This is a genomic window from Leisingera sp. ANG-M6 (assembly GCF_000813905.1).
Classification (GTDB): Bacteria; Pseudomonadota; Alphaproteobacteria; order Rhodobacterales; family Rhodobacteraceae; genus Leisingera.
Genome location: NZ_JWLG01000006.1, coordinates 22,468 through 47,537, shown reverse-complemented (window position 1 = coordinate 47,537; position 25,070 = coordinate 22,468). Strand labels below are relative to the sequence as shown.

The following is a 25,070-nucleotide window of genomic DNA, read 5'->3' as shown; positions in this document are numbered from 1 at the left end:
AACGGGAAAAGCCGTGATTGCTTCCCAGTTGCCTAGGCAAAGGCCGTTCCCGCGGCCAGAGCCAGCCCGTCCGCAACCGCGGTCATCGCATTTCCCGTTTCCAGCCGGGCATTTGGGCACAGCGCGCGCATTTCCGCCTGCACCGCGGCCAACAGCGAAGAGCCGCCGACCAGAACAATCCGCTCCACGTTCATCGCTTCAATCCCGGCCTGCGCCAGGGTCTCAGCCGCGCAGGTGCCAATGGCCGCGGTCTGCTCCATCAGCGTCTGGGTCATTCCAGCGGCATCCAGCGGCACAGACAACCCGCGCTCCAGCAGCTTCAGGTCAATTTGAGCCGCCGCATCAGTGCCATTGGCCCGGATCTTGCCGTGCTCAACGGCAAAGGCCAGCTCGTGGCCCAGCTCATCCTCCAGAACGTCCACCAGCCGCGCCAGTTTCTCCGGCTCCACTGCATTGGCGGCCAGATCCTTTGCTGCGCGGCGGCTTTCCGGCGCATAGAGAAAGGGGATCATCTGCCAAGTGGCCAGATCGTTGAACAGCCGGTTCGGCGCGGGCAGGGTTCCGCCGCCGAAGCTGTTTCGGATCTGGCTGCCCCGGCCCAGCAGAGGCATCACATGGCGAATGCTCAGCTGCCGGTCGAAATCTGTGCCCCCCAGCCGGACCCCGTGCGAGGCGAGGATGCGGGTTGCCCCACCTTTCCCCTGTTCAAACGCGGTGAAGTCAGAGGTGCCGCCACCGATATCAACAATCAGCCCCAGACCCGGCGCCGGTGCAGCGGCGCGCAACGCTGCCTCGGGCTCATGCATGAACAGAACATCCTGAAATCCGGCTGCCAGATAGCAGGCGCGCAGGTCCTTTTCTGCCTGAACGTTGCGGTCTTCATCCTTGGAATGAAACCGCACCGGCCGCCCCGACAGCGCGTGGGTGAACTCCATATGCGTTGCTGCTTCGGCCCGCCGTTTCATCTCCGCCAGGAACCGCGCGATCAGGGTGGCAAAGCTCAGACGCTCGCCGCCCAGCCGCCGCTCTTCTTGCAGCAGCGGCGTGCCCAGCAGGCTTTTCAGCGCCCGCATGAAGCGGCCCTCGTCGCCATTGATCAGCGCCCGCGTGGCGCTGTGGCCGATCCGCATAGTGCGGCTGCCCTCCTCAAAGAACACCGCGGTGGGCAGCGTCTGCTCGCCCGGCTCCATCTCCACCAGCCAGGGGCGGCCCGCAACCGCAATGCCGGCGGCGGAATTGGAGGTGCCAAAGTCGATGCCAAGGGTGTTCGGGGCGGTCATGTGAAGGCTCCTGTCTGCCAAGCTGAGCCGCGCTGGATAGGGAATGCCTGCCCCAAGAGCAAGGCCGGCAATTGAAAAGGGCGCCCCTGAGGGACGCCCTTTCCGTGTCTGGTCTGCAGCAGCTTAGCAGCTGTAGTACATGCCGAACTCAACCGGGTGCGGGGTGTGCTCGTACTTGTGGACCTCTTCCATCTTCAGCTCGATGTAGCCGTCGATCTGGTCTTTGGTGAACACGTCGCCCTGCAGCAGGAAGTCGTGGTCGGCGGCCAGCGCGTCCATGGCTTCGCGCAGGGAACCGCAGACGGTCGGGATGCCTTCCAGCTCTTCGGCCGGCAGATCGTACAGGTTCTTGTCCATGGCTTCGCCCGGATCGATCTTGTTCTTGATGCCGTCCAGGCCGGCCATCAGCAGCGCGGCAAAGCACAGGTAGGGGTTCGCCGCCGGATCGGGGAAGCGGGCCTCGACGCGCTTGGCTTTCGGGCTTTCGGTCCACGGAATACGCACGCAGCCCGAACGGTTGCGGGCGGAGTAAGCGCGCAGAACCGGTGCTTCAAAGCCCGGGATCAGGCGCTTGTAGGAGTTGGTGGACGGGTTGGTGAAGGCATTCAGGGTCTTGGAATGCTTCAGGATGCCGCCGATGAAATACAGGGCTTCCTGGGACAGGTCGGCGTATTTGTCGCCTGCAAACAGCGGCTTGCCGTCTTTCCAGATTGACATGTTGACGTGCATGCCGGAGCCGTTGTCGCCATAGATCGGCTTCGGCATGAAGGTTGCCGACTTGCCATAGGCGTGCGCCACGTTGTGGATCACGTATTTGTACTTCTGCAGCTCGTCCGCCTGTTTGGTCAGGCTGTCGAAGATCAGGCCCAGCTCGTGCTGGCAGGACGCCACTTCGTGGTGGTGCTTGTCGACCTTCATGCCCAGACGCTTCATGGTCGACAGCATCTCGGACCGCAGGTCCTGCGCTTCGTCGGTCGGGTTCACCGGGAAGTAGCCGCCCTTCAGGCCCGGGCGGTGGCCCATGTTGCCCATTTCGAACTCAGCGTCGGTGTTCCAGGAGCCGTCGGTTGCGTCAACCTCGTAGGACACCTTGTTGATGGTGTTGGAGTAGCGCACGTCGTCGAACAGGAAGAATTCCGCTTCCGGGCCCATGTAGGCCACGTCGCCGATGCCGGAGGATTTCAGATAGGCTTCCGCCTTCTGAGCGGTGCCGCGCGGATCGCGCTCGTAGCTCTCGCCGGTGTCAGGCTCAACGATGGAGCAATGGATGCAGAGGGTCTTCTCGGCATAGAACGGATCGATATAGGCGGAAGTTGTGTCCGGCATCAGTTTCATGTCGGAGTTTTCGATCGACTTCCAGCCGGCGATCGAGGAGCCGTCGAACATGAAGCCTTCTTCCAGGAAGTCTTCGTCCACCAGGTCCACGTCCACGGTCACGTGCTGCAGCTTGCCGCGCACGTCGGTGAAACGGATGTCGACATAGGCGATGTCTTCGTCTTTGAGTTGCTTGAGAACTGCGTCTGCGCTCATTCCCTCGGTCCTTCTGATTTAGATGTCAGGATATTCGTTGAATTCGTTTACAGCGCGTCCGGGCCGGTCTCGCCGGTACGGATGCGGATCGCTTGCTCGACGGGCGAGACAAAGATCTTGCCGTCGCCGATCTTGTCGGTCTTGGCGGCATCGACAATGGCCTCGATTGCCTGGTCGACCTGATCGTCGTCCAGCACCACCTCGACCTTTACCTTGGGCAGGAAGTCGACCACATATTCGGCGCCGCGGTAGAGCTCGGTGTGGCCCTTCTGGCGGCCAAAGCCCTTGACCTCGATAACAGAAAGACCCTGGACGCCAACGTCCTGCAACGCTTCCTTCACCTCATCCAGTTTAAAAGGCTTGATGATGGCTTCGATCTTTTTCATGCCTGGGCTCCTCGCAAGCTTGTTGGGGGTGTCATTTCACTTCTAAATGAAGGCAGCAATGCAGGAGGCTGCGGCTGCGGCAATTGCGGGCAGGATTTGATCGGGTCTGCCTAAAAATTAAGCACTGCGCCCGAAAAATGCGCAGAATTGAATCGGGGAAGGGCAAAATATGACCGAACTGCTGACCGCAGCCCAGATGCGGGCGATTGAGCAGGCCGCCATCGCATCCGGCGAGGTGACCGGGCTGGAGCTGATGGAGCGGGCCGGGCAGGGGGTGGTCGAGGCCATCTTCGAGGAATGGCCGGAACTGGCGGAGTCTGTTGAAGCTGGGCGAGGGGCCAGCCCCTCGCGCGCTCCGGAGTATTTGGAGAAAGATGAAATGGCGCGCCGGGCCGTGGTGCTGTGCGGGCCTGGCAACAACGGCGGTGACGGTTTTGTGGTGGCGCGGCTCTTGAAGGAGCGTGGCTGGGATGTGGAGGTTTTCCTTTACGGAGACCCGGACAAGCTGCCGCCTGATGCGAAGGCGAATTATGAGCGGTGGGGGAAGTTGGAGAGCATAGGCGAGTGGCCGGATGCTCCCGATTCAATAGAGCGGCTCCCGGATGTCGTCGTGGACGCTGTTTTTGGAACAGGCTGTGTCAGGCCATTGGGGCAGGAAGTTCTGGACGTGCTGCGCTGCTTTCAACAGCAGTTCATCGTTGCCGTGGACGTTCTAAGCGGAGTCGATACTGACTCTGGAAAGCTACTGCATCCCGAGACGTTTGATTTCGAGTGGACGGCTGCCTTAACGGTGTCATTCCACAGGCCAAAACTGGCTCACTACACGGGCGATTTCTTAGATAACGATCGCTTGAAAGTGGCTGATATTGGTTTGCCCGTAAGAGCGAAGGGGAAGCAGAGCGTCATTTTTGGAAGGGAGCCGGCAACTTTTGCAGTGGAAGAAGTAGCTTGTCTTTCGTCTGCTTGCCCAGTTAGCAAGCGGCCAGTTGGCCACAAATACACCCACGGCCACGCCCTTGTCCTCTCCGGCGGCCATGGCAAAACCGGTGCCGCCCGGCTGGCCGCCCGTGGCGCTTTGCGGATCGGGGCAGGGCTGGTCACTGTCGGCTCGCCGCGCTCAGCGATGTTTGAAAATGCGGCCAACCTGACCGCCATCATGCTGCAGCAGATCGACGGGGCGCATGGGGTCAGCGAATTGCTGGAGGACAGACGTTTCAACGCAGTCTGTCTTGGCCCGGGCCTGGGGCGCGGCGCCGACACCCAGGCAGTGGTGATGGCGGTCCTGAAGGAAAACCGCGCTACCGTGCTGGATGCTGATGCGCTGACAAGGTTCGAGCTGAAGCCGCAAGCGCTGTTTGACCTGCTGCACGAAAACTGCGTCCTCACCCCGCATGGCGGCGAATTTGCCAAGCTGTTCCCGGACTTGGCAGAAAAACTGAACGCGCCCGCCACCACCGGCCCCGCCTATTCCAAGGTCGACGCCACCCGTGAGGCCGCCAAACGCGCAGGCTGCGTGGTATTGTTCAAGGGACCAGATACGGTGATTGCCGCGCCGGACGGGCGCTGTTCTGTCAATTCCGCTCATTACGAGCGCTCCGCGCCCTGGCTCGCCACCGCTGGTTCAGGTGACGTGCTGGCAGGCTTCATCACCGGGCTGATGGCACGCGGTTTCGGTCCGATGCAGGCAGCAGAGACCGCCACCTATATCCACGTCGAATGCGCGCTGGAGTTTGGCCCCGGCCTGATCGCCGAGGACCTGCCAGAGCAGATCCCCGCCGTATTCCGCAAACTGGGCCTCTAAGGCTCAGGCCGCCGGGCGCAGGTTTTCCTGCGGCGCGGCGGCTGCGGCCAGTTCCAATCCGCCTGCATAAATCACATGCGGGCGGGAGAACTCCAGCACCGTCAGATCCATCATCTGCAGGCCCAGGTCGCGGATGAATTCGCCATCCACCAGCTCATAGGCCGGCACCACAGCCTGCGGCTGGCCGAACATCGCCTTGGCGCGCCAGTCGCGCACCAGGATGCGCTGATCCCAGGGTACCACCAGATCGCTGTCGGCGCGCATGTCGCCCAAAGACCCGGCCGCAAAACACACCGCCTGCAGCATTGCGCGGCGGGTCCGCACCCCTTCCACCTGCGCCATTCCTTGCGTGCGGGTGATCAGGCTGTCGCCGGATTTGAGCTCCTCAGCCGCGCGCTCGCCCTCGCGGGTCAGCACGATGGTGCCGCGCAAAAGGCTGATGTTCTGGCTGCCTTGATACAGCCGCCGGGGCTGTGCCTGGACACGCATCGCCAATTGCGCGCGCAGGGCCGCATTTCCAAAAGGTTTCATATTGTTGCTCGCTGTGTCTGCCTCAGACTTTTTTCCCAAACTACCGCACAAGCGGATTCCACGCCCAGCCCTTTTGCGCGAAAACCCGCCGATTGTTGCGATATTCCGGACGGATTGTTGCCGTTTTGCACAATGGCATTTCAGGCACGATTTCCCCTCGCATCCCCCGCCAAGCTTTGCTATTCAGCGCGTCACGCGGCGGGCTTGCCCGGCGCAAGTGCGGGTGTGGCGGAATTGGTAGACGCACCAGATTTAGGTTCTGGCGCCGCAAGGCGTGGGGGTTCAAGTCCCTTCACCCGCACCACATTGATTTTAAATGGAAATTTGGATTGGTGCGGGGCGGCGCTGCGCCCTTGATCCAGAGTGTTTTACACTTTGTTTTACACTCTGGAATCTGTTCTTATTCTGTTTTTGTTCTGTTCCGGCGCAGCTGTGCTGTTTTTGAGAGCTGTTTTTGCCTGGCTTGCTGTCGGTACTTCTTCACCATTTCCAGCGACTTGTGGCCGGTCACGGACTGGATTTCCGTGTCTGAGCAGCCTGCCTCTGCCAGCTCTTTCGCGGCGGTGTAGCGCCAGCCGTGGATAACAAAGCCCTCGGCCTCGATCTTCTTGCGGACTTCGGCCACAAGGCTTTGCGCGCGCCGCTTGCTGATGTGCTGCGTCAGGTTCTTTGCCAGGATGTGTTTCCCGTTGCGTGGCAAACGCTCCAGGAAGGTCTGCAGGCGCTCTGGGCAGAAGATCGAAAGCCGGGCGCCGGTTTTCTCCTGCACAACGTCCATGTAACCGCCCTGGAAGTGCGCCCATTCCATGGCGACCACATCACCAATACGCTGCCCCGTGCCGATGCACAGCTCATAAATCGCGCGCTCAATCGTCAGCCCGTGCTGTTCACAGTAGCGCTCATACGCGGTCAGCTTTGGCTCCGGCCAGGATTCATAGCTTCCGCCCTTCAGCTTTTCGACGCCTTGGGCGGGGTTGGCGGTGATCCATTCCAGATCAATGGCGTGGCGGGCCAGAATCGAAAGCTGTTCGACCATGGCATTCGCCTTGCGCCATTGGTCTGCATACTTGTCTCGCGCTGCGATAACGTGTTTGCGGCGCAGTTTGGTGAAGTCCTTCGGGCCATTCTTTTCGCGGAGTAGCTCCAGCGTGCGGCGGTATTCTGCCTTTGTGCCTGGCTTCAGCCCCTTGAAGCGTGGCGTTTGGTAGTAGCTGGTGATCAGTGCTTCAAAGGTGGTTTTAACCGTCGCCTTGTGCTGGCCGGACCTGATGGCCCAGTATTCCCGGTCAAATTCCTCGCTGTCCGGATCGTCGGGCAGACGGATCAGGGTCTTGCCCTTGCGAAAATACCAGTAGTCCTTTCCGCCGCGCAGGATCCGGGCCAAGTAAGGTTTTGAGTTCTTCTTTACCATTCGAAATCTTCACTCAGCATGGCGCCTGAGCTAATCGCCTCAAGCTGTTTCACAGACCAGCGCTCCACCTTGCCGCCGATCTTGACCGGCCTGGGCAGGCTTCCCGCTGCCACCAGGGCGCGGAATTCCTTGAGCGGCATATCCAGCATCTTAGCCGCCGTGCTTTCTCGCGCTAGGATTTGGTTTGCTGCTGCCACGGAATCAGCCTCCTGCTTCAGTTCTTGCGTTGGGCGCGCTGCATCCGGCGGGTGCATTTGCGCATGATCTGGCGGCGTTCTTCTTTCAGGTCGTGCAAGGCGCGTTCTTTCACCCGGATGCGGACGTGAAGCTTGGCGAGGCGGCGCAGGTCCATTTCATCCGCGAAGTGCAGCCACAGCGCCTTGAGGCCGAAAAGCTCAACCTTTGCCAGCGGCTTGCGGGCCTTCTTTGATCCGTTCTGTGTATCTGTGCCAGCTACACGGGCGGCGGCATCTGTTGCGGTTTGCATGAGTATTCCAATCACCGGAAGGGGGCTGCTTGCTTGCCGGTCCATGCGTCGAATTCCGTGCGCAGGGCCTGAAAGCGGTCGGCGGCGGGTTTGTCGTGCAGAAGCTCACAACGGCTGCTGACTTTGCAGACCTGGCGGACGTATTCCGCCGCGCCGCCCTGGGTCAGCTGCTTATCCGGATAGCCGCAGCGTTGGGCTGCGAAGGTCTGAAACCGCGGATCATTGCAGAGGATGCCTGCCTGAGTTGATGGCGGCAGATCGTCAAAGCGCTGTTTCTGTTCCGTGGTCATTGGGTTGCCTTTCTGCGGGTGGGGCGCGGCGCGGTGCCGTGAGTGGTGGTCTTCGCCGCGCCCGGCGGATCTGGCGGGGTTCGTTTTCTGGAAAGAGCCGGGGGCGGCTTGAAGTGCGCCCCCGGCCAGTGTGCTTAGGCGCAGGTTTCAAGTGGCCTCGGCAACTCGTGTGCTGTCAGGCGGCAGCATTGCCGCGCCGTTGTAAGGACAATCCGGTCGGCCATCAGTGGCGCGGCGGGTGAAGTCGTTTCTTAGGCGCCTCTGGGCGGCTCGCATCCATGCGTTCAACGTTTCGGACAGGTCATTTCCTGAGGCGCAAACGCCCAGCAGCGAAGCGTGCCAGCGCGTGGTTTCGTAATCGAAGCGATCGCTGGCGTCAGTGCTGGCCGGAGTGATCTTGCCGCCGAGTTCCTGCAGCAGCATCGCCTGGCCGAACCGGCAGCGGGCGCGCATGTTGCGTTCAACGGAGTAGAGTTCCTGAGAGGTGCGGGGGCCGGAGTTGTGCATGGGGTGTCCTGGGAAAAGGTGCGCGGGCAGCGGATTGTTTGGAGGACTGCGCCGCCCGCGCTGATCCGCGCCGCAAGACGGGCGCGAAACCTCAAGGAAAAGCGGCGCGTCAATCCTCCGTCACGCGCCGCTCTTGGCTATTTGGTGGTGGGTGGTGCCCTTGGGTGCGATCTGCCGGATCTTCCGGTTTCGGTCGGTGTTCCGGTGGCGGAGGCGGCCTGTGCGTCAGGCAGCATTGCGGCGCTGCACCGGGATGTTCTTCTCCGCAATGAGTGCGCGCACCTTGGCGCCGACGCGCGCAAGGGTTTGGTCGGTCGGTTCCGGCGCAGGTTCGGGGCGGTCGATCAAGTGGGCTGCGCGCAGTCGTGCCGGGTCAAAGCCCTGGCCGCGGGCGGCCTTCATGGCGGCCCAGGCCTGGGTGAACAAGCTGGTATCGTCCAGGTAGTGTTCCGGTGAACCGACGATCTGTCGGGCGGTGTTGTTCATGTCTTGCATTCAATCCTCCATCGGTTGATAGGGATACCGATAAACTAAGCAAATTGCGTAGGTCAAGTGTAAAACTAAGCAATATGCATAGTTAGTGTTAGCGCGGGATTTACCATTGTGTATGGCTATTGCCTGCGGGGGATTCTGAGGTTGGGGATTCTGCCGTGCTGACGAGGGCTTCATTTGATGAAGTCCCCCAACTTTCGCGCAATTTATGCGGACTTAGGCAAATGAATATGAACGAAGAAAAGTTATTGCGGTTGTTAAAAGAGGCGCGAGCCAAGTCGGGCCTGCCGTTGGACTTCTGGGCAGACGTCACGGAAGGACTGGATTACAGTTCCCTCGAGATCCTGGTGGGCAAATCTTCGATCTTTCCAAAGTACATGAACTCAAGTGGTAAGCTGTAGCACTTTCGAAGTTTTTTTGCGGCGCTTAGGGAAAGTTCGCGCCGCGCATTTTCAAACGGTCCGTACGTCTGTTCGGTCATGCCTGCGCGTTCTGCGAACTCTTTCTTAGTGAGTCCCAGAATTTCGCGCACGCGTTTCAGCCGGGCTGCGACTGCTTCAATGTTGTCTTCTTGATCTTCAAGCATGATCAATTTCTACCGTTGAAGCTGAATTGCGGCACTGAGCAATTTGCGTATTTACTTCCTACGCAAAATGCGTAGTTACTTGGCGCATGAGTGCTGAGAGCAGAACAGAAACAGTTGCCAACTTTCTTGATGTCGCCGACCGGGGGCAGTTTCAAAAGGAAACTGGGTTCTCGGTGCAGTTGGTGACACGCGCGAAACGTGTGGGGCTTTTTCCCGCGCACTGGTTTTGGGCTGTTCGAAGCTACTGTGAAAAGCATGGAATTGAGGTCCCTGAACATCTTTTTAAGGGGCACCCGGACGCAAGCGGAAAGGACGCCGCATGAGCCGCCCCCGCCTGACTTTGATTGTGAACAATGATGTGCCATGCGGTGAGCCTGGCGCGGCAGCCGGTCAAAAGTCTTGGTCAAATCAGTTTGACCCTTATGCGCTGAAGGCTGCTGCGCCTGACTTGTGGTCGGCCTACTTCCGCGCTCGGTTCCGCAGCCCGCGCGAGGTTGCGCTGTTTTGCGATGTGAGCTTTCAGACGGCGCTGAACTGGTGGGGGGCGGTGACCGCCCCGGCTAGCCATATCGCGCTGTTGATCATGCTGACCGATCCGGGCGTGGCTGAGTTTTTCGGTAATGAACTGGCGAGGGCGGCGTGATGCCGAGCCAAGGTTCGTTCCTCCGAAGCCAGAAAAAAGATCGAGCGGCGAATTCCTCCGCCGCTCGACAGGTCACCCCCTCCCTGGTGAAACATGCCAGTTTACCTGGCGGTCAGAAGCCTGATGGCTTCGTCTACTGCCTCGGGGTGCTCATCGCCCCTAAAAACCTCGCCAATTCTGTTGGCGTTGGTTCCGAGTCTGTGAACGATATCCGTATAGGAAACGCCTTGCAGGCGCATCACATGGGCTGTAACAGCCTCAGCGAACGAGAGTGCGCGTCGCTTGAGTGTGATGACGTTCATTTTGACACCTGTGATAGGGTGTCTTTCGTATGGGGGTCCTTCCCCAAACAAATCAGCCATGGCTTAACCTCGCTAGTGGCTGGTGGGACCGCATTGGGCAGGAGTGGTATTTTGCCCGCGGTCCGGTGGTACCGCGCTTTGCTTAAGGGTGCGGTTTCCTCAGCTGGGGTGGCGACTGCGAATCGCCGCCCCGGCATTCATAATTCTGAGTATGTAACCGCCGCAGGGCAACCCTCTCTATGGGGTGAAAGCCGCAAGTATTTGTGGATGAAATGTGGGAATGTCCCACATATCGTTGCATTCGCAGGGGAATTTTCTGGGTTTCATTGCGGTGTGGGGAACTGCTTTGTTAGCACTCCGCAGTCCGGTGTGCCAAAAATTTCAGAATTTGCATCTTGTTGGCGTCAGCTTGCGGCTCTCTTCGCCGACCTCATTTTATACGGAAATGCTGCAGGAGCGGGGGCGTGGCAGCGCCCCTGGACACGCCTACCGGGGGCAGGTGTACCTGCAAGCAGCCCCCAAATCCCTCCCTGTTGGTCTAGGGCGCACGGCGGATGTTTCGCTGTGCGCCCCTTTTTCTGCGGGGGCGGTTTTGCGTGATCTAGCGGAAATCGCAGCTGACTTTCCTGCGGAGCCGGATTGGCTTTGGCTGGGGTGGTTCTGGAAGCCTGTCGGCCAGTTGCGCCGCCGGGCTGGGTTGGCCGAGGTCGCTACAGAAGCGCGCGGCAAGCTGGCTTGTGTTGCTACACCTTTTGCCAATGTCTGCGGCGGTCCCGGACTGGCGTCCGATGCAGCCATGATCTGGATGGACCGGGCTGCGGCAGCTGGTTTGCTGCCTTTGGCTCCAGCCTATCTGGCCTTCGAGGCCGGGCGGGACGTGCCGGAGCCGGAAAAGGTGCTGCGTTATTCTGATTTGGTGATCGTTCCACCGGTTCCGGGTTGGCAGCGGTCTGCGTGTGTGTGGCGCACGGTGTGCCTGGCGTTGAGGGATCACAAGCCTGTCTATCTGCTGGATGGGGTTCCGATGGCTGACCCTTGGCAGCGGGAAGGGGCGGGGTGTTGACCGATGGGTTGGATCTACGTCCCCGGAACGGATTGTCGCTCTTCGCTGGCGGCGGTGGCCTTGATATGGGGCTCATGCTCGCCGAGCCGGGTTTCCACACCCGCTGTTTTGTCGAGTGGGAAGAGTACCCGCAAAGCATCCTCATCGCCGCGCAGGAAGCCGGATACTTCGCGCCCGCCCCGATCTGGGACGACGTCACCAGCTTTGACGGGCGCCCCTTGCGCAGGGCAGTCGACACGATCCTTGCCGGATATCCCTGTCAGGGGGAGAGCTACGCCGGAAAGCGGATGCTCGACAACGACCCGCGATGGATGTGGCCCCAGGTCGAGCGGCTCGCGAAGGAAGTCCAGCCCCGTTGGCTATTTCTCGAAAACGTCAGGGGGCACGTTACAGGTGGGGCTGAAACCGTGCTGCGAAGACTACACGACATGGGCTTCAAGACTTCAACTGGCCTCTTCACAGCGGCAGAAACAGGCGCGCCGCATGAGCGATGCCGGTGGTTCACTGTCGCTTACAGCCGGGAAAACTGCCGGGAGTTGGCCAACGCCAGCAGCGCACGAGGCCCGGCTGGGTGTCCAGAACAGGACTCCTGGAGCCAAAGGCAGTCAGATCAGCCTGAGTACAGTCGCGGACCGTTGGCCGGCGCCTTCCAGCCGGGATGGGAAGGACACACCTGGAATGTCCTATCACCGTGTGAATCCGGATGGGTCAACACGGGTACGCTTGGATCAGTTGCCGAGGGTGGCGCAGGTCTTTTCCCGCCCGCGCCAAGCGACATGCCAGGCTGGTCTTCCGTCTTGGCAATGGCGCCCGACCTCGCGCCGACTGTTGCGTTCGGTGACTTCGTGCTTCGCGCTGCGGAGCTTGCGAAGATGGCTGAAGCGGGGCGCGTGGCGGAGGCGGAAGCTGAACGTTCTCTTTGTCGAATGGTTGATGGGCTGGCCCAGAGGACACGCGCTCTCAAGCTGCTCGGCAACGGAGTTTTTCCACTGGCAGCGGCGCATGCGTGGCGCACTCTCAGCGCTGCCCACGGCCTGCGGCCCGTGGATCTGGCAGCCGCCAGCGAAAGTGCCGGCGGTGCCGGAACAGGTGAGTTTTTTGACGGTCTTCTGCAAGGCGGGCCGGAACAATAACAAGAGGAAGGGCAGGGCAATGAATGCATTCGCAAGGCATCTTCAGCCGGTCGATGCCGAGGATTTGGAGGAATACCCGATTTCAGCCAGTGATCGGCTGGACTCGCACTACTTCCTGCAATGGAACCTCAAGCGCTGGCGGGCCAGCGAGTTCCGGCGGAAGGCCGATCCTGATGTTGGCTGGTACGGCATGCAGCTCTTTTTCATTGCACAGGATGAGACGCCCATTGGCACGTTGCCCTGCGATGATGAGCAATTGGCCTATGAACTGCGGTTGCCGTTGGAAAAGTGGCAAAAGCTGAATGAGCGCAAGATTACCCCGCTGCACAACTGGCGCCGGGTGAGGTGCGACAACGGGGAAATCCGCTGGGCGCATCCGGTGGTGATGGAAGTGGCCGCCGAGGCGCTGAAATCGAACCGGAAGAACAAGAGCAATCAGGAAGAGCGAAAGCGCGCCAAGCGGCTCAAGGATCTGCAGGACATGATCGAAAGCCGGATCGGCGCGGGCCAGCTTCTGCGGGCGCCGGGCTTCCTGGACCGTTTCAATGACTGGATCGAGGAACGTTACCCGGAGGTGCAGCGGCGCGAGGCGTTTGTGCGCTCGGCCTTGGACGAATTCCAGACGGAGTGCGCGCCGTGATCGGCACTGGTGCAATCTGTGCATTCTGTGACGGTCACAGAATATTCCGGGAAAGTTACGGAACCTGCCCGGAAAAACACGGAATTTCCCGTGTTCTGTTCCGGTTGTCCCTTTTTTTGCGCGGCTTCTGTAACCGCCGAAAAGAGAAGAAACGAAATTAAACGAAAAGATATTCACGGGTCGCTCCATCGGGAACGGGCTGCCTGTGGATAGGTCGGACAGGCTTAGAAAAAGGAGCGGTGAAGGCAGATGTGCAGTGACCAAACCGAAAGCAAGCGCGCCCGGGTGCGGAGGCTGGTGATACAGCCGCTGCAGGATATGGGCTTCAGGTTTCCGAAGGGAACGCCAGAGGACAAACAGCAGGCCATGCTGGACCGGCTGGCCGACTCCATCACCTACATGAGCGACAAGGGGCTGATAGCCCTGCAGCAGTCCTTGCAGACCAAGGGAGAAGGTTCGGCGAAATGCTTTTGGCCGTGCCGGGCAACGGTGATGGGTTGGGCTGAAGCGCTGGAATACCGCCCGCTTGATGAGCTGCCGGAGCTGCTGGGGTGGTTCCGGTCCCGTGCCGGGGCGGAGGCAATGCGGGACGGTGTGCTGCTGGCGGAGTACCTTTTCTGGCGTGATAACAAGCGCCCCCCGGCAAAGGGGCCGGAAAGAGACCGGGTGCGGCGGCAGGCTGCCGAGTTCAACAGCGAATATCAGAAGGTCATGGAGCGGCGCGCGCGCGGGTTCCCGGATATCCACGACCAGGGGGAATTCGTCCGCTGGTATGAGCGCACGCTGAAGAAGTGCGAGGCGTGGGTGATGGAAGGCAAGTCGGCCCGCAATGGGGCTGGAACAAAGGAAAGGGTGCAAGCGTGAGCGAGCAGGTAGCAGTAGTGGCCGCAGATGGTGAGGCGGTCATGACGCCCGTACAGGAATACCTGGCGGCGCGCAGACTTCGCGAAGAGGAAGAGGCGGCGCGGATCGAGGCGGTGAAGGCCCGCGGGAACGTGCCGGCGGAATGCGGTGACCGGATACCGGAGGCTCCCGCGCGCGGCGCGTTCCGAGTGTTTGAGCCGATGGATCTCTATCCCGCGGGGGAAGATGGGTTCGAGGTCAAACCTGCAGGGTTTCGGGGGCGCATGGCGATGCAGATGGCTGACTCCTTCGACGTGATGGCAGCCAAGGCTGCGCGCCACAAGAAAGGCTCGCCGTTCACCGCCTCGCAGATCAGCATGGGCCGCCACTACCGCGACCTAGTGGAGCGTCACGCCTGCGCGGGCGTCAAGTGTTCTTCGGTTGAGGCGCTGGGGTCCGGCGGCAGCGGGCAGGGCGGCGAGTTCATGGACGCGGTATTGCGCGACCGTGAAGAGATTGAGCGCCTGCGCCGCCGCATCGGTACGGGCACGGCAATGGCTGTGCGCCGCATCCGGCCGTCAAAGCGGGGTTCGCGTGCCTCGATTACTGATCGTCGGCTGGTTGATATGGTGTGCTTGGAGGATCGAACGATCAGCGATGTCCTCAAAGCGCACGGATGGTCTGTCAAAGGCGGAACGGTGACTGACGTACGCCGGGCCCTCGCCGAGGCCTTAGAGCGTATGGGTTCAGGCGGCTACCCCTTGTCGAAGATTGTCTGCCATCGCTGACACCGTTCTTCTACCAGCAAGGTACACTTCAATTCTCCGAGCTGGTATGTCCTCAGTGCGAGAAAGGATTTTCTCGAATGCGTCAAAGGGGTTGAGCGCCTTCTTCTTTCCCAACCTTTCGGGGTTGGTGATCTGTTCGTGATAGTATTTCAGTTCCTTTTCTAGGAAATAGGTCGCGTATATTGGGAAGGCGTCAAGGTTAGCTGCGTTTATTAGAATTGGACAAATCTCATCGTCCAGGGATGCAAAATGAATTGATTCCAGTGCTGCATGTAGCTCGGGGCACATGTGCCCCCGGATTCTTCGTACAGTGTTTTCGTTTCCGAATAACTCAAGAAGACTATTCATGCTTTCTTGACTGCCTGGGTCGAGAAGGGCTTCTTCAAGCTTAGCGTGTTGAAGGCGACCGATGTTCTCGACATTTACGACGCCAAGTTCATCGTACTTTCTGCGAATTGTTTCGATCATCCTGAAAGCTCTGTCTTCCAAGGATCGTTTGAAGAGCTCATCTCGAGCTTCGTTCGCCTGTTCTATCTGCGAACTAAGGGTTGCCTGCGCGGTTCTCCTTTCGTCTCGGATGTCAGAGAGCTCGATGCGCTGCATCCTCATAGTAATCAGCAATCCAAGGAAAGCGGCCCCAGTAAAAATAGAAGTGGCGAAGCCAAAGGCGTCACCGAAAACTCCGCTGCCGAGGCCGCCCTTGATCGCCTTGGCGGCAAAAAGCTCGGCTCGGTACATCGTGGTAATGAATACAACCACACCGATTCCCACAACCCACCAAAGCACGAATGATAGCCCATCGATAACACGATCCCCGGTCTTCAAGTTGGTTTTGGGCTGGGTCTCTGCTTCGGGCTCTTTCATTGGGGATTCTCTCTCTACGATTTAGGTGCTTTGTTTAGGTGTTTATTCTCTTGACCACTAGTCCATCAGTGTGCCAATGAATATGCATCATCACCAAATGCGCCCACGGGAAACCGGCGGGCGCATTTTCTTTGGTATTCTTTAAAATCGGAGGTTGTCATGCGGCCAGGCAGAGAAAGCCCGGCGATGGGGTTCCTGTGGCGCGTCTGAAGGTTTGCGTGGCGTCGGGCTGCGAAGATTTAGCGCTGCCCGGACTGTCTTTTTGTGAGCGGCATGAGGCAGAGCGGCAGGAGAAGCTGAAGGTGCGGCGGGCAAAGGCGCAGACCTCGCCCGCTGCACTGGCTGCCCGCAAGCTCTATGCAAATCCAAGATGGGTGAAGGCGTCCAAGGCTTACCTGCGGGATAACCCGCTGTGTGTCGACTGTCAGGAATTGGGGGTGGTTGAGCCTGCAACGGACGTTGACCACATCGAGCCGCACAAGGGTGATCGGAAACTGTTCTGGGACCGGAGCAATTGGCAGTCGCTCTGCCATCGGTGCCATAGCCGGAAGACTGCGCGCGAGGTGTTCCACCAATAGGGGGGTACCTCGAAAATAACCGCCGACGTTCCCAAACCGGCGGTGATACCTCTCTTTTTGCGCGGGGGAATTTGGAACTTTTTCACCACGGTTTCAGTGGGAAGGCAGGTGTAAGGAGAAGGATATGAAGGGCGCAAAACCAAGCCTTGATAACGTCATTCCGATGAAAGGTGATGCGCCGTTTCATGTGCCGGATGCCCCGGACTTTATGAGTTCTGAGGGGCGCGAAGTCTGGGAACGCCTGGCGCCGGTTGTCGCTCAAAAGGGACGGCTGGAGCCACATCATGTGGATCTGTTTGCCGCCTACTGCGAGGCGTGCGCTGACTTCATCCGGTTCACTGGCGATATCGCAATGATGGGTTCCTACTTCGAGACCACAGGCCGCCACGGCAAGCAGGAAAAGAGGCGGGTTGTTTGGTCCCAGCGCAACGATGCCCTAGCGACCATGCAGCGGATATCCTCGTTGTTTGGCATGTCGCCGGTCGATGAAAAGCGTTTGGGTGCAGGCGGGCAGGGTGACCTTCTGGCCGACCTTGAACGCATGCTGAGCGGCAATGCATCCGCTTGACCATCCTGTCAGCCGCTACGCTGCCGAGGTTGTAGAGGGTGATATCATAGCCGGAGATCTGGTGCGGCTCGCTTGCGAGCGCCACCTGATGGATTTGGAAACCGGTGAAGAGCGCGGGCTGTTCTTCGATTGCGAGGCTGCCAACCGCGTTTTGAACTTCTCGGGGCTGATTCAGCACACAACTGGAGAGCTGGCAGGGAAGCCGCTTGAGCTGCAGCCCTGGCAGCAGTTCCGGCACGGCTCTGTCTTCGGGTGGAAGCACCGGGAAACAGGCTTGCGCCGCTTCAAGTCAACCTATCACCAGGTGGGCAAGAAAAACGGGAAGACCACGGACACGGCTATCCCGATGCTTTATACCCAGACCTTTGACGGGGAAGGGGCGCCGCAAGGATACTGCGCCGCGACAACGCGGGATCAGGCAAAGCTGCTGTTCAATGAACTGAAGCGCATGGTCCGGGCATCGCCGATGCTGGCCCAGCTTATGAAAGTCTGGTCGCACTCAATCTCGACTGCGCACAGCAACGGCGTGATTTCCTGCCTTAGCCGCGACGGCAATTCCGCGGATGGTATCAACCCGCATTTCGCTGCCCGCGATGAGGTCCACCGCTGGACTGACCGTGAGCTGGCGGAGGTGGTTGTGAACTCGATGATCGCACGGGCGCAGCCGATCGATTGGGCAATTACGACGGCAGGCGCAGACCGCAACACGATCTGCGGTGAAACGCGGGACTACTCGGAAAAGGTGCTGCGCGGTGACGTGCAGGATGATGCGTTCTTTGCCTATGTCGCTGAGCCGCCGGAGGATTGCGACCCCGCCGACCCGGCAGCCTGGGCGATGGGCAATCCGAACTTGGGCGTGAGTTTCAAACACGAGGCGTTCAAGCGGATCTATGATGAGGCGACGGTGATACAGGCAAAGATGCCGAACTTCCGGCGCCTGCACCTGAACCTCTGGACTGAAGGCTCTCAGACCTGGATCTCCCGCGATGTTTGGGACAAGGGCGAGGCGTGCGCGCCCTTTGACCCGGAAATGCTCTACGGTCGCAAGGCGTGGATCGGCCTGGATCTTAGCCGCACCACAGACTTGACCTCGATCGTGGTGGCAGTGCCGCTGAATGGGCTGATCTACCTCATCACGTATTCGTTCATCGCCGAGGGGCCAAAGGGTTTCGTGGTCAGGGCGCAGACCGAAAACCGGGCCTATGTGAGCTGGCGAGATCTGCACTGGCTGGAAGTTCACCGCGGCGGCGTGATCGATGAAGATCAGATCATTGAGCGCATGAAATGGCTGCGGGAGCGGTTCGACATTCAGGAAGTCGCCTATGACCGCTGGGGCATGAAATATGTGGCCGGTGAGCTGGATCGGCTGCGCTTCCCGCTTCTGGAGCACGGCCAGGGCTACGCCTCCATGTCGGCGCCGACCAAGCGTTTTGAGAACTGCATCATGACCAATCGCATCCGTCACGGCGGCAACCCTGTTCTGGCTTGGGCCGTCGGCAATGTGATGCTGGATCAGGACGCAGCCGAGAACGTGAAGCCGAACAAGAAAAAATCAACCGGCCGGATCGATCCGGCTGTTGCTGCCATCATGGCACTGGGTCGTGCCGAGGTGGGCGAAGAGAAACGCAAAGCACAGGATATCCTGATCGTATGAAACTGCTGGGGTTCAATATTTCGCGTGCGTCCAGCGAGGCGGCGCCGGTATCTGAGCGCGTCGAACCGCCTATGGTGTCGGCGCAAGCGGAAACCTCTGGCACGTCCAAGCCTGAATCCTGGCTGACGGATATAGGGTTCGGCGGCAGCGCTCCGTCAAACAAGCGGCTGCCGCGAGTCACGCCGCAGCGCGGGGAGCAGCACGGTACGGTATTTGCCTGCTGCAACAACCTCGGCGGGGATCTGTCCAAGGTGCCGCTGAAGCTGTGGCAGCGCATGCCCGATGGGCAGGAGGTCCGCGTGCGGGAGCATCCGGCGAATTACCTGCTGAACGTTGAGTCCTCACCGGGTGTGCCGGCCAAATTGATGCGGTATGGCCTTGTTTACGCTTGGGCACTGCGCGGCAACTCCTACGCCTACGGCCCGCGCGATGGGGGCGGTGAGCTGGAAATGATCGAACTGGCATTGCAGGACAGTTGCTCTGTCCTGCGCGCTGGCCGGGAACGCTTCTATGATTTCACCGACGGGGCGGGTGTTCTGCGCCGGGTGCCAAGCCGGTCCATGGTGCATATGCGGTACATGGCGCTGGACGGCTGGACAGGCCGCAGCCCATTGCAGGTCGCAAGCGAAACCGTTGGCCTGGCCTTTGCCGGGCAGGAATCGGCGGCGCGGTCTGTTTCCGGCGGACATACCAAGGCCGTGATCAAGCTTGCCGATAATTATGAAAACGCTGAAGACCGTGAGCGGAACGCCCGCGCTATCAAAGCACATGTCACAAAGCCGGGCGCAGATGGCATCCCGGTTCTCGGCCCTGATGACGATATCAAAAGCTTGGATCTGACCGCAGCGGATCAGGAGCTGCTGGCAAGCCGCAAGTTTGACCGCGAGCAGCTTGCCGCGATTTACCGGATGCCGCCGTCCAAGCTGCAAATGCTGGAATACGGTGTAAAGGCAAACGGGGAACAGCAGGCGATCGACTACCTGACTGACTGCCTGCTGCATTGGTCGGTGCTGGCCGAGTCCACGCTTGCGCTGTCGGTGCTGACCCGCGGTGAGCGCCAGAGCGGGCTGTTTCTGCGCCATGATTTCGGGGTGCTGCTGCAACCGACGATCAAGGATCAGTATGAGGCCATGGGCAAAGCCATTGGCGGTCCTTTCATGACGCCAAACCACGGCCAGAAAATTCTCGGGCTTCCGATCACGCCAGACGGCGACAAGCTGAACCCGGCACCGAACATGACCCGCGACGATAGCAATCAGAAGAAGGGGAAAGAGGAATGAGCCAGCCGAAAATTGGCGCCTTGGTCGGAAGCGGCCCGCTTGCCATCCATGAGTCCGCCTTACCCTCGCTGCAGATGGATCTGCCGAAAGAGGCGGCGGAACTGTCCGCAGCTATGACCGCCCTCGCAGCAGAGGGGGTTTCGATCGAGCGCGGCCAGCGCTACGCCGTTCACCGCGGGATTGCCTTTGTTCCGGTGCGGGGGGTTCTGACGCCCAATTCCGCCCTCCTGGAGCGTTACCTGGGCTGGACCACTTACCACGGCATTGCGGAAATCATGGCTGAGGTCACTGCCAGCGATGAGGTGCAGGCAACCGTAATGATCTATGACACGCCGGGCGGTTCGGTCATGGGCATTCAGGCGGCTGTTGAAGCCGTCAAGGCCGCAGCGAAAGTGAAACCCGTGCACGGGATCGTGCATCCCCTGGCCGCCTCGGCGGGGTATTGGGTGGTCAGCCAGTGTACCGATATTAGCCTGACGCCGGGTTCCTGGGTTGGATCTGTCGGCACAATGATGACTGCGGATCAGCCGGTGCAGCCGGGCATGGGCGGCTTTCAGTATTTCATTCTGACCTCTGAGCACGCCGGGGCCAAGCGCCCGGACCTTTCCACGGAAGAAGGGCAGAAGCTGGCGCAGACGCGGCTTGATACCATGGAGGCGGATTTCCTGGCAGCGGTGGCCGAGGGCCGCGGCATTGCTGCCGCTGATGTGCCGGGCCGCATGAGCCGCACAGACAACGACGCCGACGGCGGCGATGTGTTCTGGGGGCCGGATGCGATCGAGCGCGGCCTTGCCGATGCAATCGAAACCGTGCCGGAGTTCATGGCGCGCATCGGCGGGCTGTACGCGCCCAAGCCGCGCCAGAAATCCCGCGCCTACCTGGCGCAGGCAGAGGCTGCAAAGGCCGCAGCTTCCCACTGAAATTCGCTGGCAGTTTTGCCTGTGATCACCCTGCGCATTCGCGGCGGGGATAGCTGGCTGCGTGCCTGCAGCCTTCCATGACAAGGAGAAACAACATGGACCTGAACGATCTGCGCCGCGTTATGAAGGCGGCGGCGGAAGACATGGAAACCAAGGCCAAGGCGATCGAGGCTTTGGAGTCCGCCGACGATACGAAGGCCGAAGACTTTGACGCCGCGGTCGCTGCTTTCAACGCTTCCAAAGCCGAATTCGAGAAGGCGCAGGCGAGTGTCCAGCGTGCCGAGGCGGTGGAAGCGGCCAAGGCGGCAACTGCGACCTCGGAAGTCGAAACCGGCGCCGCTGCAGGTGGTTCGTCTCCCGCAGCTCCTGCCCGCCCCAAGCAGCCGGGCCAGGAGGCCATCGAAGTTGGCTTCATGGCTCATGCGCTGATCAACGCCAAGGGTGACCGCGACAAGGCGGTGGAGCGCTTGGAGAAGGACGGCCACACCGCCATTTCTGCTGCGCTGTCCGGTGCCACCGAAAGTGCCGGCGGTGTGACCCTGCCGCGCCCGCAGGGCGAGGCGGTGATCGGCCTGCTGCGCCCGCGCGTGACTGTCCGCAACTCGGGGGCCGTGGTGCATGACCTGCCCGCGGGTGAGCTGCGCAATGCGCGTCTGGCAACGCCGCCGACGGCCAGCTATGGCGCTGAGAATGCTGCGATCACCGAAAGCGAACCGACTTTCGACAAGGTTGAAGAGAAGTTCCGTAAGTTGACCTCGCTGGTGCCGGTTGGCAACTCGCTGCTGCGCCATTCCAGCGCGTCGATCGCGCTGATGGTGCGCGATGCGATCCTCAAGGAAATGGGCTTGAAAAACGACTTGGCCTTCCTGCGCTTCGACGGAACCGGCGATTTGCCGAAAGGCCTGCGGCAGTGGGCGCTGGCGGATCACTGGCAGGATGCGGTTGCAAGCGATGTTGCGGCTGTTGAAGCCGCGATCCGGCGGTGTGTGAGCAAGGTGGAAGATGCAGATGTCGGCCTGGTCAACCCGGGCTGGATTATGCGGGCTTCGACCAAGAATTTCCTCGGCAGCCTTGTGCGCGCCAATGGCTTCAAGGTGTTCCCGTCGATCGACGAAAAGGGCACTCTGCACGGTGCGCCGATCAAGACCACCTCGCAGATCCCGGACAACCTGGGCGGCGGTGGCGACGAAACCGAGATTTATTTCGCGGAATTCAGCGAAATCATGATCGGCGACTCCATGGATATCACCCTGGGTTCGAGCACTGAGGCCTCTTACGTGGATACCGGCGGCAACACCATTTCGGCATTCCAGAACGACCTGACGCTGATGCGGGCGATTGCGGAGCATGACATGGCCCCGGCTCATGATGAGGCAATCGCGGGCCTGAACGGCGTCGGCTGGTCTCTGTAATCCCGGCTTGAAAACCTGCCCTGGCGGTTGCCGCCAGGGTGAAACCTTCTCTCAGAAACGGAAGTTCTGACATGTCAAAGCAAATCGTGAAATTCCTGAAAACCCATGGCCGCTACGTCAAAGGCGACGTTGCCGGTTTTGAACCGGCGACCATCGCGAAGTGGCCCAAGGGCACCTGCAAACCCTTTGACCCGGAAGAGGTTGATTCCGCGCCGAATGCGGACGGCGAGGCGGGCGCTGATGTGTCCGCGAAGCTGGCCGAGCTGGCGCAGCGCGAAGCTGATCTGAAGGCCCGCGAAGAAGCCCTGGCCGAGAAAGAGCAGGCGGCGGAAGAGGCGGGCAAAGCTGGTGGCGAACCGGCAGGCGCGGCTGAGGCCGCCAGCAAGGGTGCCAAGGCTTCCGGCGAGCCGCCGAAGCAGGGCGCGAGCAAGTAAGGGGCGCGTGCGATGCGGGTAATCGAACAGGCGGAAATCGTTGCTGGTGTCGACCTGGAGGACTTCAAGAAGTCCGTTCATATGGCTGCAGGCGATCTGGACAACGACGCCGCCTTGCAGCTTGCGCTGGAGTCTGCAGAGGCTGCGATTTCCACTGCTACAGGTTACCCGCTGACGCCCCGCGAAGTTGAATTTGTGGTTACCCGCGGGAGCTGGTGCCGCTGGTGGTTCCCGGTTCTTCCTGTGGTGGAGTTGACTGGCCTTGCCTTGGATGACGGGGCAGGCGGTTGGACTGATCAGCCGCTGGCAGGCGCCTGGGTCCAGCAGGGGTATGATGAGCCTCAGCTAGTGCTTGGGGCGTCCTGGGCCGGTCATGCCGCTTCAGGTGACATTCTGCGGGTGCAAGCGCGTGTCGGCGGTCCGGATCAGCCTACAGTCAACAGGTTGCGGCAGGCCATCTTTCTGCTGGCAAAGGAATGGTTCGAGGCGGGAATTGCGATCGAGGCCGAAGATGCGCCGCGCATGTCCTTCGGTGTTCATCGCCTGATCCGGCAAGCGCGTTACCGTCGCCCATGCGAGGTCGCTTGAAATGGCAAGGCGTCTGGATCGGAAGGTGATTTTCCTGGAAGCGGTGGCGGGCAAGAATGGCCTGGGTGAAAAAAGGCGCGATGATTGGCAAGAGCTGTTTACGGTCCCGGCCGGTTTCGAGCCGGTCAACGACAGCGAGCGCTGGCAGGCGGGTGCTGTTGAGCAAAAGGCAGACGCGCGGTTTACCGTTGGTTACACGGCGCGCACCGCAGCGATAACAGGAGAAAACCGGCTGCGTTTCGAGGGCAGAGATTGGCGGATAACCGGCGTCAAAGAAATCGGCCGGCGGCGTTGGCTTGAGTTCACGGCCTGGAAGATCCGGCAGCCGGAGACGTAACATGTCCATGAAGTTGAAGATTGAAGGGGCGGGCGACATAGAGCGCGCTCTGGCGCAATTCGCGCGCGGAACATCAAAGGGCATCGGGCGGCGGGCAATGAAGAAAGCCCTGAAGCCGGTGCAGCGCAGTGCTGAAAACTCGGCCTTTGAAATTGCCATCACAAGCAAACTTTCCCCGCGTCAGCGCAGCCGGGCGCGAGGGGATCAGACGCGAAGTAAAGTGTCGCTTTATGTCGGGCCGGTGGAAAGTGACGGCTCTCATGCGCCGCATGCGCACCTGATCGAGTTCGGAACAGGTCCGCGCCGCCATGCCAGCGGCAAGTATGTGGGCGCCGTTTTGGCGGACCCGTTCCTGCGGCCAGCTTGGGAGGCCAACAGGCAGGTAATGCTGCAGATCCTGCGGCAACAGATATGGGCGGAGATTGAAAAGGCGGTGGAGCGCGCAGCCAGAAAGGCGGCAAGCTGATGGAATACGATCTGATTGGCGCTTTGGAGCCTCTGGGGCATGCAGTGGTATGGGGCGGGTTTGAAGACGCTGAGGGGTTTCCCCGGATAACCCTGCAGCGCGTCGGCAGCGCGACCGGCTACACTCTCAAGGGCCGCGTGAAAAATGAAACGGCACGCGTTCAAGTGAACGTCTATGCCGAAAACTACGAGTCGATGTTGCTGACCGCACGGCAGGTAACTGAGACGCTTACGAGTTTCCGCGGGGGGTCTGTGATCCGCTGCAGGGAAGTGTCCCGTCAGGACGGCAAGACCGGCACCGGCGGCGATGAAATCCGGCTGCAAATGCTGGATTTTCGGGTGCGCTACCGCGCCTGATCCATGGCCGGGTTTCCGGCTTTTCCTCAAAACTGAAAGGATTGTCTGATGACCGGTATGATTGTCGGTGTCGATGAAGTCACGCTGGAATACTCCGTGGATGACGGCACCACCTGGGGCGAGGTTCTGGAAGCCAAGAATGTGGTTATTCCGGAAGAGCAGCCGGAGTGGCGCAAGCGCACCACGCTGAGCGTGACGGACCGCCGCCACCGCTATGGCCGCGGCATGGTCGATGTGGCCGAAAACGCGATCACCTGTTTCTATACCACCGAAGCCTACAAAGCTGCCAAAGCGATGGAGGCTCGCCCGGATACCTCGCCGGTTCTGTTCCGTGTCACCTTCCCGGTGAACACCGAAACCCAGTCGACTGGCGACGTTTTCCAGTGGGGCGCGCTGGTCCAGGTCGGCGGCGGCGGCGAACAGGACGTTGAATCGGATCTTGAATTCAAGATCAACATGCGGACGCAGGGTGGTGTCACCTTCACCGAAGGGGCCGCAATCTGATGATCAGCTCCGTTCCGTATAAGTTGGGCAAAAAGACCCACAAGCTGAAATTCAGCACCCGCGCCCTGATCCGCTTGGAGGCGGAACATGATGGGCGGGCGTTCAGCAGCATCTTGGAGGATATCCTGATTGGCACCGGTGTGACGCTGGTTGCATCCGTTCTGGCTGCTGTTCTGGACGATGGTAAGGGCGTGGACCAGGAAGAGGCTCTGGACCTGATCGACCAGGCTGGTGGCTACCGCAACCTGATGGCGCCCCTGTCGGAAGCGATCAATGTGGCGTTCCCGGAGGTCAAAAAGGCGATCGAGGCGGCGCAGGAAAAAGCTGACGCGGATGCTGATGATCAGGGAAAGGCGGAACCTCCCGCAGACGCGTAGACTGGGAATCCCTGTTTTC

At 60.4% G+C, this 25,070-nt stretch carries 33 protein-coding genes and 1 tRNA gene; 21 read left to right on the top strand and 13 right to left on the bottom strand.

What is annotated here, in order from left to right:
- Positions 1-32: 32 nt before the first annotated feature.
- The 3 genes from RA24_RS03840 to RA24_RS03830 all read right to left on the bottom strand — a co-directional run bounded on the left by RA24_RS03840 (position 33) and on the right by RA24_RS03830 (position 3,196).
- Positions 33-1,280 carry an Hsp70 family protein gene (locus RA24_RS03840; RefSeq protein ID WP_039189967.1) on the bottom strand — a complete coding sequence of 416 codons (1,248 nt, stop codon included), beginning with the start codon at positions 1,278-1,280 and terminating at the stop codon, positions 33-35.
- A 123-nt stretch (positions 1,281-1,403) separates the two neighbouring features.
- Positions 1,404-2,810, bottom strand: a complete 1,407-nt coding sequence (glnA, locus tag RA24_RS03835) for a type I glutamate--ammonia ligase (RefSeq protein WP_019295476.1) — start codon at positions 2,808-2,810, stop codon at positions 1,404-1,406.
- 47 nt (positions 2,811-2,857) lie between these two features.
- Positions 2,858-3,196, bottom strand: a complete 339-nt coding sequence (locus RA24_RS03830) for a P-II family nitrogen regulator (protein WP_008554830.1) — start codon at positions 3,194-3,196, stop codon at positions 2,858-2,860.
- Between the two features lie 169 nt (positions 3,197-3,365).
- Between RA24_RS03830 and RA24_RS03825 the strand changes: the two genes are divergently transcribed.
- Positions 3,366-4,997 (top strand): bifunctional ADP-dependent NAD(P)H-hydrate dehydratase/NAD(P)H-hydrate epimerase, encoded by a 1,632-nt coding sequence (locus RA24_RS03825; protein ID WP_039189966.1) that lies wholly within the window; start codon positions 3,366-3,368, stop codon positions 4,995-4,997.
- Positions 4,998-5,000: 3 nt separating this feature from the next.
- Here the strand turns inward: RA24_RS03825 and RA24_RS03820 are convergent, their stop codons facing one another.
- Positions 5,001-5,528 carry a Hint domain-containing protein gene (locus RA24_RS03820; RefSeq protein WP_039169950.1) on the bottom strand — a complete coding sequence of 176 codons (528 nt, stop codon included), beginning with the start codon at positions 5,526-5,528 and terminating at the stop codon, positions 5,001-5,003.
- 219 nt (positions 5,529-5,747) lie between these two features.
- Here RA24_RS03820 and RA24_RS03815 point away from each other — a divergent pair.
- Positions 5,748-5,832, top strand: a tRNA-Leu gene (locus RA24_RS03815).
- Positions 5,833-5,928: 96 nt separating this feature from the next.
- Here the strand turns inward: RA24_RS03815 and RA24_RS03810 are convergent.
- The 7 genes from RA24_RS03810 to RA24_RS21925 form a co-directional block, all read right to left on the bottom strand.
- Positions 5,929-6,912: a site-specific integrase gene (locus RA24_RS03810; protein ID WP_241480897.1), complete on the bottom strand. Its 984-nt coding sequence runs from the start codon at positions 6,910-6,912 to the stop codon at positions 5,929-5,931.
- A gap of 20 nt (positions 6,913-6,932) precedes the next feature.
- Positions 6,933-7,136 carry a helix-turn-helix transcriptional regulator gene (locus tag RA24_RS03805; protein ID WP_039190106.1) on the bottom strand — a complete coding sequence of 68 codons (204 nt, stop codon included), beginning with the start codon at positions 7,134-7,136 and terminating at the stop codon, positions 6,933-6,935.
- Between the two features lie 17 nt (positions 7,137-7,153).
- On the bottom strand, positions 7,154-7,426 hold the full coding sequence (locus tag RA24_RS03800; RefSeq protein WP_039189961.1) for a hypothetical protein: 273 nt from the start codon (positions 7,424-7,426) through the stop codon (positions 7,154-7,156).
- An 11-nt stretch (positions 7,427-7,437) separates the two neighbouring features.
- Positions 7,438-7,716: a hypothetical protein gene (locus RA24_RS03795; protein ID WP_039169960.1), complete on the bottom strand. Its 279-nt coding sequence runs from the start codon at positions 7,714-7,716 to the stop codon at positions 7,438-7,440.
- A gap of 147 nt (positions 7,717-7,863) precedes the next feature.
- A complete protein-coding gene (locus RA24_RS03790) occupies positions 7,864-8,223 on the bottom strand; it encodes a hypothetical protein (RefSeq protein WP_039189959.1) in 360 nt (119 codons plus the stop codon).
- A gap of 225 nt (positions 8,224-8,448) precedes the next feature.
- Positions 8,449-8,718 carry a hypothetical protein gene (locus RA24_RS03785; RefSeq protein ID WP_039189954.1) on the bottom strand — a complete coding sequence of 90 codons (270 nt, stop codon included), beginning with the start codon at positions 8,716-8,718 and terminating at the stop codon, positions 8,449-8,451.
- 322 nt (positions 8,719-9,040) lie between these two features.
- Positions 9,041-9,301, bottom strand: a complete 261-nt coding sequence (locus RA24_RS21925; RefSeq protein WP_082020144.1) for a helix-turn-helix transcriptional regulator — start codon at positions 9,299-9,301, stop codon at positions 9,041-9,043.
- A 319-nt stretch (positions 9,302-9,620) separates the two neighbouring features.
- Between RA24_RS21925 and RA24_RS03775 the strand changes: the two genes are divergently transcribed.
- Positions 9,621-9,944, top strand: a complete 324-nt coding sequence (locus tag RA24_RS03775) for a hypothetical protein (protein WP_039189949.1) — start codon at positions 9,621-9,623, stop codon at positions 9,942-9,944.
- Between the two features lie 101 nt (positions 9,945-10,045).
- Here RA24_RS03775 and RA24_RS03770 read toward each other — a convergent pair whose 3' ends face one another.
- Positions 10,046-10,246, bottom strand: a complete 201-nt coding sequence (locus RA24_RS03770; protein ID WP_019295488.1) for a hypothetical protein — start codon at positions 10,244-10,246, stop codon at positions 10,046-10,048.
- Between the two features lie 280 nt (positions 10,247-10,526).
- Here RA24_RS03770 and RA24_RS03765 point away from each other — a divergent pair, with 280 nt between their 5' ends.
- The 5 genes from RA24_RS03765 (at position 10,527) to RA24_RS03745 (ending at position 14,713) form a co-directional block, all read left to right on the top strand.
- Complete coding sequence (locus RA24_RS03765) at positions 10,527-11,309, top strand: hypothetical protein (protein WP_039189947.1); 783 nt, start codon at positions 10,527-10,529, stop codon at positions 11,307-11,309.
- Entirely contained in the window at positions 11,306-12,442 is a 1,137-nt protein-coding gene (locus tag RA24_RS21690; protein ID WP_152612808.1) for a DNA cytosine methyltransferase, read from the top strand. Before RA24_RS03765 ends, RA24_RS21690 begins: the two co-directional genes overlap by 4 nt.
- A gap of 19 nt (positions 12,443-12,461) precedes the next feature.
- On the top strand, positions 12,462-13,082 hold the full coding sequence (locus RA24_RS03755; RefSeq protein WP_039189944.1) for a hypothetical protein: 621 nt from the start codon (positions 12,462-12,464) through the stop codon (positions 13,080-13,082).
- A 249-nt stretch (positions 13,083-13,331) separates the two neighbouring features.
- Positions 13,332-13,946, top strand: coding sequence for a hypothetical protein (locus RA24_RS03750; protein ID WP_052269528.1), 615 nt, complete (start codon positions 13,332-13,334; stop codon positions 13,944-13,946).
- A complete protein-coding gene (locus RA24_RS03745; RefSeq protein WP_241480896.1) occupies positions 13,943-14,713 on the top strand; it encodes a hypothetical protein in 771 nt (256 codons plus the stop codon). The genes RA24_RS03750 and RA24_RS03745 overlap by 4 nt, the downstream gene beginning before the upstream one ends.
- Here RA24_RS03745 and RA24_RS03740 read toward each other — a convergent pair.
- Positions 14,672-15,577: a hypothetical protein gene (locus RA24_RS03740; protein WP_039189941.1), complete on the bottom strand. Its 906-nt coding sequence runs from the start codon at positions 15,575-15,577 to the stop codon at positions 14,672-14,674. The two genes, RA24_RS03745 and RA24_RS03740, sit on opposite strands and share 42 nt — an antisense overlap.
- 197 nt (positions 15,578-15,774) lie before the next feature.
- Here RA24_RS03740 and RA24_RS03735 point away from each other — a divergent pair, with 197 nt between their 5' ends.
- The 13 genes from RA24_RS03735 (at position 15,775) to RA24_RS03675 (ending at position 25,051) form a co-directional block, all read left to right on the top strand.
- A complete protein-coding gene (locus RA24_RS03735) occupies positions 15,775-16,155 on the top strand; it encodes an HNH endonuclease (RefSeq protein WP_039189938.1) in 381 nt (126 codons plus the stop codon).
- 124 nt (positions 16,156-16,279) lie between these two features.
- Entirely contained in the window at positions 16,280-16,723 is a 444-nt protein-coding gene (locus RA24_RS03730) for a P27 family phage terminase small subunit (RefSeq protein ID WP_019295495.1), read from the top strand.
- Positions 16,710-18,377, top strand: coding sequence for a terminase large subunit (locus RA24_RS03725; protein ID WP_039189935.1), 1,668 nt, complete (start codon positions 16,710-16,712; stop codon positions 18,375-18,377). Before RA24_RS03730 ends, RA24_RS03725 begins: the two co-directional genes overlap by 14 nt.
- Positions 18,374-19,657, top strand: coding sequence for a phage portal protein (locus RA24_RS03720; protein ID WP_039189932.1), 1,284 nt, complete (start codon positions 18,374-18,376; stop codon positions 19,655-19,657). Before RA24_RS03725 ends, RA24_RS03720 begins: the two co-directional genes overlap by 4 nt.
- Positions 19,654-20,577: a S49 family peptidase gene (locus tag RA24_RS03715; RefSeq protein ID WP_052269527.1), complete on the top strand. Its 924-nt coding sequence runs from the start codon at positions 19,654-19,656 to the stop codon at positions 20,575-20,577. The genes RA24_RS03720 and RA24_RS03715 overlap by 4 nt, the downstream gene beginning before the upstream one ends.
- Before the next feature lie 95 nt (positions 20,578-20,672).
- Positions 20,673-21,989 carry a phage major capsid protein gene (locus tag RA24_RS03710; protein ID WP_152610473.1) on the top strand — a complete coding sequence of 439 codons (1,317 nt, stop codon included), beginning with the start codon at positions 20,673-20,675 and terminating at the stop codon, positions 21,987-21,989.
- A 71-nt stretch (positions 21,990-22,060) separates the two neighbouring features.
- Positions 22,061-22,423, top strand: coding sequence for a hypothetical protein (locus RA24_RS03705; RefSeq protein ID WP_019295500.1), 363 nt, complete (start codon positions 22,061-22,063; stop codon positions 22,421-22,423).
- Between the two features lie 12 nt (positions 22,424-22,435).
- Entirely contained in the window at positions 22,436-23,011 is a 576-nt protein-coding gene (locus RA24_RS03700; protein WP_052269526.1) for a hypothetical protein, read from the top strand.
- Between the two features lies 1 nt (position 23,012).
- Positions 23,013-23,348 (top strand): phage head closure protein, encoded by a 336-nt coding sequence (locus tag RA24_RS21685; RefSeq protein ID WP_052269525.1) that lies wholly within the window; start codon positions 23,013-23,015, stop codon positions 23,346-23,348.
- Between the two features lies 1 nt (position 23,349).
- Positions 23,350-23,814: a hypothetical protein gene (locus RA24_RS03690; RefSeq protein ID WP_039189929.1), complete on the top strand. Its 465-nt coding sequence runs from the start codon at positions 23,350-23,352 to the stop codon at positions 23,812-23,814.
- Entirely contained in the window at positions 23,814-24,170 is a 357-nt protein-coding gene (locus RA24_RS03685) for a DUF3168 domain-containing protein (RefSeq protein ID WP_039189926.1), read from the top strand. The genes RA24_RS03690 and RA24_RS03685 overlap by 1 nt, the downstream gene beginning before the upstream one ends.
- Positions 24,171-24,218: 48 nt before the next feature.
- Complete coding sequence (locus tag RA24_RS03680; RefSeq protein ID WP_039189923.1) at positions 24,219-24,674, top strand: hypothetical protein; 456 nt, start codon at positions 24,219-24,221, stop codon at positions 24,672-24,674.
- Positions 24,674-25,051, top strand: coding sequence for a hypothetical protein (locus RA24_RS03675; RefSeq protein ID WP_039189920.1), 378 nt, complete (start codon positions 24,674-24,676; stop codon positions 25,049-25,051). Before RA24_RS03680 ends, RA24_RS03675 begins: the two co-directional genes overlap by 1 nt.
- Positions 25,052-25,070: the final 19 nt, after the last annotated feature.

Bases quoted from the DNA above. Each gene is read 5' to 3' on its own strand.
- RA24_RS03820 (WP_039169950.1), bottom strand. From the start codon at position 5,528: ATGAAACCTTTTGGAAATGCGGCCCTGCGCGCGCAATTGGCGATGCGT.
- RA24_RS03725 (WP_039189935.1), top strand. From the start codon at position 16,710: ATGCATCCGCTTGACCATCCTGTCAGCCGCTACGCTGCCGAGGTTGTA.
- RA24_RS03715 (WP_052269527.1), top strand. From the start codon at position 19,654: ATGAGCCAGCCGAAAATTGGCGCCTTGGTCGGAAGCGGCCCGCTTGCC.
- RA24_RS03775 (WP_039189949.1), top strand. From the start codon at position 9,621: ATGAGCCGCCCCCGCCTGACTTTGATTGTGAACAATGATGTGCCATGC.
- RA24_RS03750 (WP_052269528.1), top strand. From the start codon at position 13,332: ATGTGCAGTGACCAAACCGAAAGCAAGCGCGCCCGGGTGCGGAGGCTG.
- glnA (WP_019295476.1), bottom strand. From the start codon at position 2,810: ATGAGCGCAGACGCAGTTCTCAAGCAACTCAAAGACGAAGACATCGCC.
- RA24_RS03755 (WP_039189944.1), top strand. From the start codon at position 12,462: ATGAATGCATTCGCAAGGCATCTTCAGCCGGTCGATGCCGAGGATTTG.
- RA24_RS03790 (WP_039189959.1), bottom strand. From the start codon at position 8,223: ATGCACAACTCCGGCCCCCGCACCTCTCAGGAACTCTACTCCGTTGAA.
- RA24_RS03685 (WP_039189926.1), top strand. From the start codon at position 23,814: ATGGAATACGATCTGATTGGCGCTTTGGAGCCTCTGGGGCATGCAGTG.
- RA24_RS03825 (WP_039189966.1), top strand. From the start codon at position 3,366: ATGACCGAACTGCTGACCGCAGCCCAGATGCGGGCGATTGAGCAGGCC.
- RA24_RS21685 (WP_052269525.1), top strand. From the start codon at position 23,013: ATGGCAAGGCGTCTGGATCGGAAGGTGATTTTCCTGGAAGCGGTGGCG.
- RA24_RS03740 (WP_039189941.1), bottom strand. From the start codon at position 15,577: ATGAAAGAGCCCGAAGCAGAGACCCAGCCCAAAACCAACTTGAAGACC.
- RA24_RS03730 (WP_019295495.1), top strand. From the start codon at position 16,280: ATGAAGGGCGCAAAACCAAGCCTTGATAACGTCATTCCGATGAAAGGT.
- RA24_RS03770 (WP_019295488.1), bottom strand. From the start codon at position 10,246: ATGAACGTCATCACACTCAAGCGACGCGCACTCTCGTTCGCTGAGGCT.
- RA24_RS03720 (WP_039189932.1), top strand. From the start codon at position 18,374: ATGAAACTGCTGGGGTTCAATATTTCGCGTGCGTCCAGCGAGGCGGCG.
- RA24_RS03690 (WP_039189929.1), top strand. From the start codon at position 23,350: ATGTCCATGAAGTTGAAGATTGAAGGGGCGGGCGACATAGAGCGCGCT.
- RA24_RS03705 (WP_019295500.1), top strand. From the start codon at position 22,061: ATGTCAAAGCAAATCGTGAAATTCCTGAAAACCCATGGCCGCTACGTC.
- RA24_RS03795 (WP_039169960.1), bottom strand. From the start codon at position 7,716: ATGACCACGGAACAGAAACAGCGCTTTGACGATCTGCCGCCATCAACT.
- RA24_RS03710 (WP_152610473.1), top strand. From the start codon at position 20,673: ATGGACCTGAACGATCTGCGCCGCGTTATGAAGGCGGCGGCGGAAGAC.
- RA24_RS03680 (WP_039189923.1), top strand. From the start codon at position 24,219: ATGACCGGTATGATTGTCGGTGTCGATGAAGTCACGCTGGAATACTCC.
- RA24_RS03765 (WP_039189947.1), top strand. From the start codon at position 10,527: ATGTCCCACATATCGTTGCATTCGCAGGGGAATTTTCTGGGTTTCATT.
- RA24_RS03840 (WP_039189967.1), bottom strand. From the start codon at position 1,280: ATGACCGCCCCGAACACCCTTGGCATCGACTTTGGCACCTCCAATTCC.
- RA24_RS21925 (WP_082020144.1), bottom strand. From the start codon at position 9,301: ATGCTTGAAGATCAAGAAGACAACATTGAAGCAGTCGCAGCCCGGCTG.
- RA24_RS03800 (WP_039189961.1), bottom strand. From the start codon at position 7,426: ATGCAAACCGCAACAGATGCCGCCGCCCGTGTAGCTGGCACAGATACA.
- RA24_RS03675 (WP_039189920.1), top strand. From the start codon at position 24,674: ATGATCAGCTCCGTTCCGTATAAGTTGGGCAAAAAGACCCACAAGCTG.
- RA24_RS03700 (WP_052269526.1), top strand. From the start codon at position 22,436: ATGCGGGTAATCGAACAGGCGGAAATCGTTGCTGGTGTCGACCTGGAG.
- RA24_RS03830 (WP_008554830.1), bottom strand. From the start codon at position 3,196: ATGAAAAAGATCGAAGCCATCATCAAGCCTTTTAAACTGGATGAGGTG.
- RA24_RS03785 (WP_039189954.1), bottom strand. From the start codon at position 8,718: ATGCAAGACATGAACAACACCGCCCGACAGATCGTCGGTTCACCGGAA.